This is a genomic window from Mycobacterium sp. D16Q16 (genome assembly GCF_002013745.1).
In the GTDB taxonomy this organism is placed as follows: domain Bacteria; phylum Actinomycetota; class Actinomycetes; order Mycobacteriales; family Mycobacteriaceae; genus Mycobacterium.
The window spans coordinates 64,960-77,644 of the sequence record NZ_MAEY01000001.1; the positions used below are offsets into that span (position 1 = coordinate 64,960).

General features: G+C 66.1%; 10 protein-coding genes and 1 tRNA gene. 4 read left to right on the forward strand and 7 right to left on the reverse strand.

What is annotated here, in order from left to right; translation table 11 throughout:
* Positions 1-77 precede the first annotated feature (77 nt).
* Together B4394_RS00300 and B4394_RS00305 are read right to left on the reverse strand one after the other, a co-directional pair.
* On the reverse strand, positions 78-431 hold the full coding sequence (locus B4394_RS00300) for a hypothetical protein (protein WP_078313826.1): 354 nt from the start codon (positions 429-431) through the stop codon (positions 78-80).
* A gap of 736 nt (positions 432-1,167) precedes the next feature.
* Positions 1,168-1,240, reverse strand: a tRNA-Asn gene (locus tag B4394_RS00305).
* Between the two features lie 228 nt (positions 1,241-1,468).
* Here B4394_RS00305 and B4394_RS00310 point away from each other — a divergent pair.
* Positions 1,469-1,717, forward strand: a complete 249-nt coding sequence (locus B4394_RS00310; RefSeq protein ID WP_030095233.1) for a hypothetical protein — start codon at positions 1,469-1,471, stop codon at positions 1,715-1,717.
* A 7-nt stretch (positions 1,718-1,724) separates the two neighbouring features.
* Here B4394_RS00310 and dnaG read toward each other — a convergent pair whose 3' ends face one another.
* Positions 1,725-3,629 carry a DNA primase gene (gene dnaG, locus B4394_RS00315; RefSeq protein WP_078313827.1) on the reverse strand — a complete coding sequence of 635 codons (1,905 nt, stop codon included), beginning with the start codon at positions 3,627-3,629 and terminating at the stop codon, positions 1,725-1,727.
* 25 nt (positions 3,630-3,654) lie between these two features.
* A complete protein-coding gene (locus B4394_RS00320) occupies positions 3,655-4,944 on the reverse strand; it encodes a deoxyguanosinetriphosphate triphosphohydrolase (protein ID WP_078309076.1) in 1,290 nt (429 codons plus the stop codon).
* Positions 4,945-5,004: 60 nt separating this feature from the next.
* Between B4394_RS00320 and B4394_RS00325 the strand changes: the two genes are divergently transcribed.
* From B4394_RS00325 to B4394_RS00335, 3 genes are all read left to right on the forward strand, one after another.
* Positions 5,005-7,047, forward strand: coding sequence for a TPM domain-containing protein (locus B4394_RS00325; protein ID WP_078313828.1), 2,043 nt, complete (start codon positions 5,005-5,007; stop codon positions 7,045-7,047).
* A gap of 70 nt (positions 7,048-7,117) precedes the next feature.
* On the forward strand, positions 7,118-7,798 hold the full coding sequence (locus tag B4394_RS00330; protein WP_078313829.1) for a GntR family transcriptional regulator: 681 nt from the start codon (positions 7,118-7,120) through the stop codon (positions 7,796-7,798).
* A 48-nt stretch (positions 7,799-7,846) separates the two neighbouring features.
* Complete coding sequence (locus B4394_RS00335; RefSeq protein WP_078313830.1) at positions 7,847-8,869, forward strand: 1-aminocyclopropane-1-carboxylate deaminase; 1,023 nt, start codon at positions 7,847-7,849, stop codon at positions 8,867-8,869.
* Here the strand turns inward: B4394_RS00335 and B4394_RS00340 are convergent.
* The 3 genes from B4394_RS00340 to B4394_RS00350 all read right to left on the reverse strand — a co-directional run bounded on the left by B4394_RS00340 (position 8,866) and on the right by B4394_RS00350 (position 12,683).
* Positions 8,866-10,260, reverse strand: a complete 1,395-nt coding sequence (locus B4394_RS00340) for an aspartate aminotransferase family protein (RefSeq protein WP_078309080.1) — start codon at positions 10,258-10,260, stop codon at positions 8,866-8,868. The two genes, B4394_RS00335 and B4394_RS00340, sit on opposite strands and share 4 nt — an antisense overlap.
* Before the next feature lie 13 nt (positions 10,261-10,273).
* The gene (locus B4394_RS00345; protein WP_078309388.1) at positions 10,274-11,692 is read right to left on the reverse strand and encodes a glycine--tRNA ligase; all 1,419 of its coding nucleotides are present in this window, start codon (positions 11,690-11,692) and stop codon (positions 10,274-10,276) included.
* A 94-nt stretch (positions 11,693-11,786) separates the two neighbouring features.
* Positions 11,787-12,683, reverse strand: coding sequence for a metal-dependent hydrolase (locus B4394_RS00350; protein WP_078309081.1), 897 nt, complete (start codon positions 12,681-12,683; stop codon positions 11,787-11,789).
* Positions 12,684-12,685: the final 2 nt, after the last annotated feature.

Genomic DNA, 12,685 nt, shown 5'->3' on the forward strand with positions numbered 1-12,685 from the left:
ACACCGTTCTAGGAGTTCACAACAGCTCCAGTGAGCGGTGGATCGCCCGCGCTGGTCCGTTTAGCTACTTCCGCTGCCTAGGCCTTGGACAGAAGAAACTCAGCGATCCGCTTCCCCTGGTCGGTGAGGTTAAGCCAAGCGCAGTAGTCCCAGGTGCCTTCTTCGCCGTAGTGGTCGACATACTGCGACCGGATTTCTTCAATGCCTCCGTCGAGCGAGATAGTCGACGGGACGAAACCGACTCCGCGTTCAACCTTCCCGATTTCGTACAGCCCAGCGCTCACCAGATCACGAACCGTGTCGAGAGCCTCGATTTGGATATCTCCAAGGGCGGCATCGGGATTGGCCTGCTTGACCAGCCAGTGCACGCGGTAAAACTCGACCCAGTCGTCAAGGCCGTCTATGAGGATTTCGTTGCGGGCGCTGTTCATAGCTCCCCTTCCCGGCGCGGCTTCTCGTGCGACTGCCTGTCGCGACCAAGGAAACGACATTGCCACAGCAGCCAGCAACATGTCATATGGTTTGAACATGCAGAATGCGGGTCCAGCAAGATCATTCTGGCAATGGTGGGCAGAGGGACTCGTTGGTTCGCCTCGACGGCGGGCAGTCGGCCATGCCCTGCAACAGTTCGTCTCGATGGCCATCGTCCTCGCAGTCATAGACGTAGCGACCTGGGAAGACAATGGCTACACCTACGCGTTCCACATCGCCCTGCTCGCGCTCGCCGCCTACCCGGCTGGCCTGCTGATGAGCCGTGTCCAGAGTGAACGCCTCACCGAGTATCGGTGGGCACTGTGGGGCGTGCCGCCCAGCTCATACGGCGAGGCGCTGCGCGCCTCCTACTTCGGCGCGGTGCCCACTGATCCGTACGTACGGTCCTCCGCGGTGCGGTTCATAGAGATACGCCAACGCCGAGCGCTGAGCCCGCTCACAGTGTGGGTGCTTGTCGCCGGGTTCGCCGCATTAACAGGTCTCGTGCGGTTTGCACTCCCCGGCGAACAGCCCTCCGCGCCCTGGTTCGGATTCATCGCGCTGCTCGCCGCACTCGCGGCATTCGCATCGGTCCAGCCCGGGATCCTGCGGCGGCGGCTCACGCTGCTGCTGGCCGGTGAATGCAAAACTCCGCCTCCAGAAGGAGACGGAGTTCAAGGCGCAAAACTTGCTGTGCTCCCCCGCTTGGACTCGAACCAAGAACCGTCCGATTAACAGTCGGAAGCTCTGCCAATTGAGCTACAGGGGACTATCCGGATCGCGTCGGTTTGTACCGCGAACCGAGGCATGACTTTAGCCTACGGGTAGGGGTGAAAGCCAAACCGGCCGCCAGGCCGTATCGCCCGCCTACGAGCGACAAAGACGGGGTGCACAGGGTGTTGTCGCTCATAGTCGGGCACAAGGAAGTGTCCTGGCTCAGCCGTTCACAGGTGCGTCAGGCAGGATAGGGAGAACTTCGTTAGTTGGTGGAGGGTTCGTGATTCGGGTTTTGTTGGTGCTGGCCGCTGGCTACGTGCTGGGCGCGAAGGCTGGTCGTCGCCGATACGAGCAGATCGTCAACGGGTATCAGGCCGTCACCGGCAGCCCCGCGACCAAGAAGCTGATCGAGATCAGCCGTCGTCGCCTGGCCAACTCGCTGTCTCCCGATCCGCACATGGTGGAACTCACACCGATCGATGAGACGACCATGATCCTGGAGCCCGAGCCCCAGCTCGACAACAAGTAGCGCGCCGCTACACCGACGGATCGTCCCCGCTGACCTGCTCCACCAGGCTGCGCCGGTACGCCTCCAGCGCCACTAGATCGCCGAACAGCGCGTGATACTCGTCGGCGTTGTCCACCGGTGACATCCGCTGCAGCTTGGACTTGACCTCGGCTACCTGCCGTCCGACCCACACCTCTTGCAGCTTGGCCAGCACCGAGCCGATGTACCGGGGCAGCCGCTCATCGTTGTCCACTTGGATGGCCTCGGCGGTCAGAGCGTTGATCAGCATCACCTGGTTCTGCGATGACGCGCTCTGGCGCACCTTGTCGATCCACTCCGCACCGACAATCCCCGCCCCGGTGCCACCAGCCGTCTCGATCGCGGTGCGCACTGCCACGTATCCGGGGTGCGTGAAGCTGTCGGGGGTCAGCGAGTCGAACACCGGTCCGGCGAAGGCCGGGAACTGCAGCGCGGCCTTGAGCGCTTCACGCTGCGGCCACAACGTGGGGTCCTTGGCGTCGGGCATGGCGACCTTGGGCGCCGGGGCAGGTTCAGAACCACGGGGACGACGGTCCGGGGACACCGAACCGCCCTTCGCCGCCTTACCGGCCTCCTCACGCACCCGCGCGAGCACCTGGGCCACGTCGTCCCACCCGACCCATCCGGCGAGCTGCCGGGCGTACTCGTCGCGCAGCGTCGGGTCCTTGATCTTGGCGACCATCGGCACACACCGTCGCAGCGCGTCCACGCGCCCCTCGGCGATCTCCAGATCAGAATCCGTCAGCGCCGTCCGGATCGCGAAGGCGAACAGCGGGGTGCGGCGCGCGACCAGATCCCGCAGCGCCCCCTCCCCTGACTTGAGCCGCAGATCGCACGGGTCCATTCCGTCCGGTGCGACCGCGACATACGACTGGCCGGCGAGATTCTGCTCTCCCTCAAAGGCTTTCAGCGCGGCCGCCTGCCCGGCGGCATCCCCGTCGAACACGTAGATGAGCTCACCGCGGAAGTAGGAGTCGTCCATCATCAGACGCCGCAGCATCGAGAGGTGCTCGTCACCGAAGGCGGTACCGCAGGACGCCACCGCGGTAGTCACCCCGGCCAGATGCATCGCCATCACGTCGGTGTAGCCCTCGACGACCACGGCCTGATGCCCCTTGGCGATATCGCGCTTGGCCAGATCCAGACCGAACAGCACCGAGGACTTCTTGTACAACATGGTTTCCGGGGTGTTCACGTACTTGCCCGGCATGGTGTCGTCCTCGAAGATCTTGCGGGCTCCGAAGCCGATCGTCTCCCCGCTGCTGGCACGAATCGGCCACAGCAGCCGCCGATGGAACCGGTCCATGGGACCGCGGCGGCCCTCACGGGACAGCCCGGCGGCTTCGAGCTCCTTGAATTCGAAGCCCTTGCGCAACAAATGCTTTGTCAGGGTGTCCCACCCGGACGGCGCGTATCCGCAACCGTATTGCTTGGCGGCGACACCATCGAAATTGCGCTCCGTCAGATACTGGCGCGCCGGTGCCGCCTCGGGTGAATCCAACGCGGAGGCGTAGAACTCCTGCGCGGCCGCGTTGGCGGCGACGAGACGCGCCCGGGTGCCACGGTCACGTTGCGCGGCCGTGCCGCCACCCTCGTAGTTGATGGTGTAGTTGATGCGGTCGGCCAGCCGCTCGACGGCCTCCACAAACGTGATGTGCTCGATCTTCTGGATGAAGGTGTAGGCGTCGCCGCCCTCACCGCAGCCAAAGCAGTGGAACTGGCCATGATTGGGCCGCACATGAAAGGACGGCGATTTCTCGTCGTGGAAGGGGCACAGCCCTTTGAGCGAGTCGGCACCCGCGCGCTTGAGCTGAACGTAGTCGCCGACGATGTCCTCGATCCGGGTGCGCTCACGGATCGCCGCGACATCGCGATCAGGAATCCGGCCGGCCACTGAGTCAGCTTAGCCAACCGCGCCGTCAGGCCCAGCTGGCTTGCACACCCTGGCTATCGCGGTCCACCCGCTCGAGCCGGCTTTCGGTGTACGAGGCGATCTGATCCACCACCACCCGGGTGCGCGCCGCGTCGTCCGCAGCGGCCTCGAACGCGGGCACAAACACCGGATCCAGCGTCGCGGGAGCCCCCGCCGCCAGCCACTGCGCCACCCGATGGATCCGTTCACGCTGACGGGCCTGTCCCGCGATATGCCGCGGATCGGACATGATGAATTGCAGCGCAAGCATTTTCAGCACCGCCACCTCGGCGGCCACCACCTCGGGCACGGTCAGTTCGGCCTCGAATCGGACCAGTGCCCCATCCCCGGCCACCTCACGGGTGGCGCCGATCGCGGCCGAGGCGAACCGGCCCACCAATTCGCTGGTCAGCCGTTTGAGGTCCGCCGACGCACTCAAGGTGCCGTCATACGGGCCGATGGCCGCGACCACCGGCAGCGTGGCCAGGCGCGCGGCAGCCTCCTCCAGCGCGCCCTGCTCCAGCCCGCCGAAGGACTTCACCCCCAGCTCCGCGAGCACCTGCGCCTCCCCCGGCGAGGCCAGCACCCGCAGGTCGATGCGCCCGGAGATCACACCGTCCTCCACGTCATGCACCGAATAGGCGACGTCATCGGACCAGTCCATGATCTGCGCTTCCAGGCAGCGCCGCCGCGGCGGCGCCCCCGCCCGCACCCAGTCCAGGGCCTTCGCGTCCTCGACGTAGGCGCCGAACTTTCCGCCGCCCGGCGGGCGTAGCCACGGGTACTTCGTCGCCGCATCCAAGGCCGCCCGCGTCAGGTTCAGCCCGGCGCTGTTGCCCTCGGCATCAACCACTTTGGGTTCCAGCAGGGTAAGGATGCGCAGATTCTGGGCGTTGCCCTCGAACCCGCCGCAGTCGACCGCCACCTCGTCGAGCGCGCGTTCACCGTTGTGCCCGTACGGCGGATGGCCGATGTCATGCGCCAGCCCGGCCAGGTCCACCAGGTCCGGGTCGGCACCCAACCCGGTGGCGATACCGCGGCCGATCTGCGCCACCTCCACCGAGTGCGTGAGCCGCGTGCGCGGCGTATCACCCTCGCGCGGGCCCACCACCTGTGTCTTGTCGGCCAGACGCCGGAACGCGGCGCTGTGCAGAACCCGCGCCCGGTCACGCGCGAAGTCGGTCCGGTGCTCCGACGATGGAATCTCGACGATCGCCGCCGTCTTCGGTGTCTCGGTGACGACGCGTTCACGGTCGGAATCGGTGTAGGCGTCCTTGTAGGCATCCGTAGTACGCATCGTGGGCACCAGTCTGCCAGGACGGGTCCACGCGCCTCGCGAGGCATTAGATTGGCGACCATGCGTCTGCTGCGTGCCCTCGGGGGCCTGCTGGGAGTCATGCTCGCGGTGCTCACGGTGTTTGCCCCGACCCTGCTATTGGCACCAGTGGCGAGCGCCGACCCGCCCTTCCGGATACCGGGCTATGTCACCGATCGGGCCGGGGCGCTCAAGAACCCCACGAAGGTGCGCGCCGCCATCGATCAGCTTTACGACAAGCAGCATGTGCGGCTCTGGGTGGTCTACGTCAAGGACTTCGACGGCACCGATCCGGTGACGTGGGCGAACAAGACCCTCAAGACAAGTGGATTGGGAGATCGCGACGCCCTGCTGGCCGTGGCAACCCAAGAGCGCAGCTACGCGTTCCTCGTCGCGTCGGAGATCAAGAACGTCAGCGACTCCGAGATCGAGGAACTGCGCACCAACACGATCGAACCCGCGCTGCGCGCATCGGACTGGGATGGCGCCGCCATCAACACCGCCAACGGCCTGGAGTCGGCCGCCGCATCGTCATCCTCCATTCCGTGGAAGCCCATCCTGGCCGCGCTGGCCTTCGGCGCCGTCGTGGTCGGCGCCTTCATGCTGTACTCCTGGTTCCGCAGTCGATCCCGGCGCCGCGCGGAGATCGAGGCCGCCAAGGGGATCGATCCGACCAACGCCGAGGCTCTCGCCGCACAATCGGTCGATGCGCTCGATGGCTTGTCGAAATCGATTGTGGTGAACGTCGACAACGCCGTCCGTACGAGCGAGGCCGAGCTGACGCTGGCCGTCGAGGAGTTCGGCACGGACCAGACCGCACCCTTCCAGCAGGCCGTCGACTCCGCGAAAAAGGCCCTGGCTCAGGCATTCTCCGTGCGCAAGCAGCTCGATGACGCGGTCCCCGAGACACCCACGGAGCAGCGCCGCCTGCTGATCGATGTCATCACCGCGGCCGCACGCGCCGACCGCACCCTCGACGATCAGTCCAATGCCTTTGACACGTTGCGCAACCTGGTGATCAACGCCCCCACGAAGTTAGACACCTTGACCCAGCAGGTGGTCGCCACGACCGCCCGGGTGCCCGAGTCGCAGCGTGTCCTCGAACAACTGCGCACCCAGTTCGATGCCGCGGCGCTGGCCTCCATTGCCGACAACATCACCGAAGCCACCGAACGCATCACGTTCGCCGACTCCCGGATTACCCACGGCCGGGAACTGGCCGCCCGCCCCCTGGAGGGCCAGCAGATGAATCTCGTCGACGCCGTGCGCGGCGCCGAATCAGCACTGACCCAGGCCGCCGCCCTCTTGGACGCGGTAGACAACGCCGCCAACAACATCCGGCGCGCCACCGACGCGCTGCCCGCGGCGATCGCGGACACCAAGTCGGGTATCGCCCAGGCCGAAGAACTCCAGCGGCAGGGTTCGGTGCCGCGCGCCGACGAGCTGACGAAGGCCCACAACACCGCCGTGGCCGCCGTGGCCGACGCCGAGCGCGTCGGGTCCACCGATCCGCTGACCGCCTTCACACACCTCGCCACTGCCGATGCCGAGCTCGACAAGCTCCTGGCCGCCGTGCGAGAGGAGAAGGACGCCGCCGAACGCCGCGCCCGTGCACTTGATCAAGCGATCGGCACCGCCCGCCAGAAGGTGAATGCGGTGGGCCAGTACATCGGACTGCACCGCGGAGCCGTCGGTGCCGCCGCACGGGGATACCTCGCGGAGGCCGAGCGCAGCATCACCACAGCCGAGTCCGCCCGCCAGTCGGATCCCTCGAACGCCATTCTGTGGGCCAACCGGGCAGCCGAACTGGCGACGCGGGCCGAGGGCGGCGCGATCCAAGAGGTACGCGCGGCCCAGTCCTACTACAGCAACGGGTACGGCAACTACGGCGGTTCCGCCGGATACTCCGTCGCGGGCGATGTCGCCGGCAACGTCGCGGGTGCCGTCATCGGCGGCATCCTGCGCGGCATGCTCAGCGGCGGATCAAGTCACCACAGCTCCTGGTCCGGGTCCGGGTCGTCGTCCTACGGCGGATCGTCCCGGTCCTCGGGCTCGAGCTTCCGGGGCGGCGGCGGCCGCTTCTAGCAGGCCACCTCTTCCCGAAAATTTCCCTCAGCACTTGACGGCACGCCTCTATCGATGTGCAATATATTGCATGCCAGTACCGCCCTCCGAGGGTGTCGTCGCACGGTCCCTGCTCCGCGACGATGCCTACAAAGCCCTGCGTAAGGCCATCGTGGACGGCACCCTCGCCCCCGGCGAGCGGCTACGGGACGACGAGCTGAGTCGCTGGCTCGGTGTGAGCCGAACCCCGATCCGCGAGGCCCTCGCCCGTTTGGAGCAGGCCGGTCTGGTGCAGACCCAACCGGGCCGGCAGACCATCGTCAGCCCCGTCGACGTTCGGGAGGCACGCGCGGCCCAGTCCGTCGCCGCGGCGATGCATGAGCTCGCCGTGCGGGAGGCGATCACCAACATCTCCGCCGGTGACCTCGCCGCGATGCGGCACGCCAACGCGCGTTTCGGCGCCGCGCTGGACGCCCACGATCCCGATGCCGCGCTGGCCGCGGATGACGAGTTCCACGCCATCGCCGTCGAAGCGAGTGCCAACCCGTACATCGCGGCGGTGCTCGAGCAGGTCACCCCCGTGCTGCGCCGCCTCGAGCGCATCCGGTTCGCCAGCCGCGACGGGCGCCACTCCGTGGCCCTGCACGAGCAGATCATCGCCCGGTGCGAGGCCGGTGACGGCGAGGGCGCGGGTCACGCCGCACGCGCCAATTGGCACACCCTCATCGCCGCACCGGAAGGTGCTGAGCACGAAGAACGCGGTGCTAGCTGAACGCCGCTCCCCCACAACGCGATTCCCGAACACCGCCAGGAGAGTGCCTTGTCGATTCACGATTTCCCCCGCTACCCGCTGACCTTTGGGCCCAGCCCCGTCCACCCGCTGGAACGCCTGAGCCGACACCTCGGCGGCGCCCAGATCTGGGCCAAACGCGAGGACTGCAATTCCGGACTTGCCTTCGGCGGCAACAAGACACGCAAGCTCGAATATATCGTTCCGGACATTTTGGCCAGCGGCGCCGACACCCTGGTATCCATCGGCGGCTACCAGTCCAATCACACCCGGCAGGTGGCCGCCGTGGCGGCGGTGCTCGGGCTGAGATGTCACCTGGTGCAGGAGCGCTGGGTGGACTGGGACGATCCGGTCAACGACAAGGCGGGCAACATCCTGCTCTCGCGCATCATGGGAGCCCAGACTCAGCTGGACCCAGCGGGCTTCGATATCGGTATTCGCGGGTCCTGGGAGGACGCCCTGGCCGCGGTCGAAAAGGGCGGCGGCAAGCCCTATCCCATCCCGGCAGGAGCATCCGAGCACAAGTACGGCGGCCTGGGTTTCGCCAACTGGGCCTACGAGGTGGCCGCACAGGAACAACAGTTGGGCGTGTTCTTCGACACCATCGTCGTGTGCACCGTGACCGGGTCAACGCATGCGGGCATGATCGCGGGATTCGCCGCACTCGCCGATGCCGGCGGCCCTCCCCGGCGGGTACTGGGTATCGACGCGTCGGCCACGCTGCCCAAGACCGTCGACCAAGTCACCCGCATCGCCCGGCACACCGCGGGCCTGATCGGCCTCGAACGCGACCTGAGCACCGAGGAGATCACCGTGCTCGAGGGGTGGGCAGGCGAAAAGTACGGCGTGCCTGTCGCTTCCACCATCGAGGCGATCGAGCTATGCGGGCGCCTGGAGGCGATGATCACCGACCCGGTGTACGAGGGCAAATCGATGGCAGGCCTGATCGACCTGGTCACCGACGGGACCATCGAGCCGGGCTCCACCGTCCTGTACGCCCACCTGGGCGGGCAACCGGCCTTGAACGCCTACAGCGGCGTCTTCACCGGCTAGTTGGCATACCCGTCGGCGACGTTCAGTGCCTCGTCGATGATCGACAGCCCGCGGCGCAGATCCTCTTCGCTGATGATCAGCGGAGGCGCCACATGCGTGCGGTTGAAGTGCGTGAACGGCCACAGGCCATCCTTCTTGCACGCCGCCGCGAACGCGTTCATCGGCGCTGCCGCCTCACCACTGGCATTGAACGGCACCAGCGGCTCACGAGTCTGCTTGTCGCGCACCAGTTCCACGGCCCAGAACAGGCCACGGCCACGGATCTCGCCGACGCTCGGGTGAGTCTGCACCCAGCGCTCAAGCTCCGGACGCACCACGCGCTCACCGAGGTCGCGCACCCGCTCCAGGATCTTCTCGTCCTCGAACACCTTGATGGTCTCGACGCCGACCGCACAGGCCAGCGGGTGACCGGAGTACGTCAGCCCGCCCGGGTATGGACGATGATCGAAGCTGGTGGCGATGGCATCGGAGATCACCACACCGCCCAGCGGGACGTAACCGGAGTTAATGCCCTTGGCGAAGGTGATGAGGTCCGGCGTGACGTCAAAGGCGTTGATGGCGAACCATTCCCCGAATCGCCCGAAGCCGACCATCACCTCATCGGCGATGAACACCAGGCCGTACCGGTCGCAGATCTCGCGCACCCCGGCCAGGTAGCCCGGCGGCGGAACCAGCACACCGTTGGTGCCGACCACCGATTCCAGGATGATCGCGGCGATGGTGGGCGGACCCTCCAGATTGATGACCTGCTCCAGATGCTCCAGCGCCCTTTGGGTTTCTTCCTCGGGCGAGGTGGCGTGGAAGACCGAGCGGTAGGCATACGGGCCGAAGAAGCGCACCACCGAGTTGTCACCCGGGTCATTCGCCCAGCGGCGCGGCTCACCCGTCAGCGACATCGAGGTGGTGGTGCCACCGTGGTAACTGCGGTATGCGGCAAGCACCTTGCGGCGACCGGTGTGGTGGCGCGCCATGCGCACGGCGTGCTCCACGGCCTCGGTGCCGCCATTGGTGAAGAACACCTTGTTGAGGGTTCCCGGTGCACGCTCGGCGACCAGCCGGGCAAGCTCACCGCGCACATCGTTGGCGAAGGCGGGCGCGATGGTGGACAGCCGGCCGGCCTGACGCTGAATGGCTTCGACCAAACGCGGATGCTGATGTCCCAGATTGAGGTTCACCAGCTGCGAGGCGAAGTCCAGGTACTCCTTGCCGGTGTAATCCCAGAACGTCGCACCCGAACCGCCAGCGACCGGCAGCGGGTCGATGGCCGCCTGGGCAGACCATGAGTGGAACACATGTCCACGGTCGTCGGCGCGGACCTGCGCCTCGGCCGCCGGTGCCTCGACGGGCGCGCTGGCGGGATCGATTCCGATGTGATTCTGGACGTCAGTCATTTCTGCTCCTCGGCTAGCAGCCCTTGAGAGATTTGGCGAGATGATCGGCCACGCCGCCGATCGGAATACGCTGCTGGGTCATCTCGTCGCGGTCGCGAACGGTGACGGAGTCGTCTTCGAGCGAGTCGAAATCGACTGTGACGCAGAACGGGGTGCCGATCTCGTCCTGTCGACGATACCTGCGACCGATGGCACCGGCGTCATCGAAGTCGACATTCCAGCTCTGGCGCAGTTCGGCGGCCAGCTCCTTGGCGCGCGGGCTCAGGTCGGCGTTGCGCGACAGCGGCAACACCGCGACCTTGACCGGGGCCAGACGCGGATCCAGACGCAGCACGGTGCGGGTGTCCACACCGCCCTTGGCGTTGGGGGCCTCGTCCTCCTGGTAGGCATCGACGAGGAAGGCCATGAACGAGCGGGTGAGACCGGCCGCGGGCTCGATCACGTACGGCGTGTAGCGCCGGTCTTCGGCCTGGTCGTAGTACGACAGGTCTTCACCGGAATGCTTGGCGTGCGTGGACAAGTCGAAGTCGGTGCGGTTGGCGACACCCTCCAGCTCGCCCCACGGGTTGCCGCTGAAACCGAACTTGTACTCGATGTCGACGGTGCCGTCGGAGTAGTGCGACAGCTTTTCCTTGGGGTGGTCATAGAGCCGCAGGTTCTCCGGGTCGATACCCAGATCGATGTACCACTGCAGGCGGGTGTCGATCCAGTACTTGTGCCACTCCGGCGCCGTCGACGGCTCGACGAAGAACTCCATCTCCATCTGCTCGAACTCGCGGGTGCGGAAGATGAAGTTGCCGGGGGTGATCTCGTTGCGGAAGCTCTTGCCGATCTGGCCGATGCCGAACGGGGGCTTCTGGCGCGAGGTGGTGAGGACGTTCTTGAAGTTGACGAAGATGCCCTGCGCCGTCTCGGGACGCAGGTAGTGCAGACCCTCTTCGGTCTCGATGGGACCCAGGTAGGTCTTGAGCATCATGTTGAAGTCGCGCGGCTCGGTCCACTGACCCTTGTTGCCGCAGTCGGGGCACACGATCTCGGTCATCGCAACCGACTCGGGGTCCGTGAGGCCTTCTTTCGCACCCTTCTTTTCCAGGTACGCCTCTTGCAGGTGGTCCTGACGGTGGCGCTTATGACAGTTCAGGCACTCGACCAGCGGGTCGTTGAAGACCTCGACGTGACCGGAGGCAACCCAGACCTGGCGAGGCAGGATCACCGAGGAGTCCAGGCCCACGACGTCGTCGCGACTGGTGACGATGGAGCGCCACCACTGCTTCTTGATGTTCTCCTTGAGCTCCACGCCGAGCGGGCCGTAATCCCATGCCGACTTGGTACCGCCGTAGATCTCGCCGCACGGGTACACCAGTCCCCGGCGCTTGGCGAGGTTGACGACGGCCTCGATCTTCTTACCGGCGGCGTTCGGCTTGGCGGCCACGATCTGCTCAGGCTCCTCTTGCAAGACTGCAGTAATTGACCTGAACAGCCTAAGGGCCGCGCAAAGCACCGTTTACCTCGGTGGCTTCTAGCAGCTACTTCAGATGGTCCAGCAGGATGCCCTCGGGACCGAAGTACTCGTCGCGCCACTTCTCCAGCAGGGGCCCGTGGTCGATGTCGTCGGGATGGAAACCCGAGCGCAGATAACACCGGATCTTGGCCCCGAGTCCGGCGAACAGTGGCGTGCGCGGCAGCGTGATGATGCTGCGCAGGGTCGCCGCGGGATGGCGCCACGCCCACGGATCGGTGAGTATCGAGGCCAGCAGGATCAGCGTCCGGCTCAGGAAAAGAGCAAGCGTGACGGCCATCGCCCCGATCCGCATCCGCTCGGTGCCCCCAACGTGGCGGTACACATCGAAGGCGACGGACTTGTGCTCCATCTCCTCGATGGCATGCCAGTTGAGCATCGCGCGCACCTCGGGATCGGTCAGCTGCTGCTGTATCCACGGAACGCTGAGCACCTGCTCCCCGAGGATCGCCGTGAGATGTTCCACCGCGGCCGTCACCGCGAGCGCCGACCGAGCCACCCTATCCGGCAGCCGGTCTCTGTTCTGCTTCATCCGCTTAACCAGCCGCGTGCCCACCCGATCCATGAGCCCGGTGGCCCAGTAGCCGCGGTCAACCAGCTGCGTATTGAGCTCCCGGTGCTGGATACCGTGGGTCATCTCCTGCCCGATGAATCCGGCCACCTGCTTCCTGAGCACCGGATCGACGATCTGGCTGTCATAGCGCCGCACCGACTGGATGAAGAACTCCTCACCCGAGGGAAAGAAGCCGGACAACAGGGCGACTAGATGGCTCATCGCGATATCGCCCGCGACGAAATGCCGCCGCGCGGGTGAGGCCCCGTTAAAGGTGAACGCGATCCGGCGGGTGTTCACCGCCCGCGTGGCAGCGGACTGTGGACGGTCGTGCGCACTGTTGGCCGGCATGG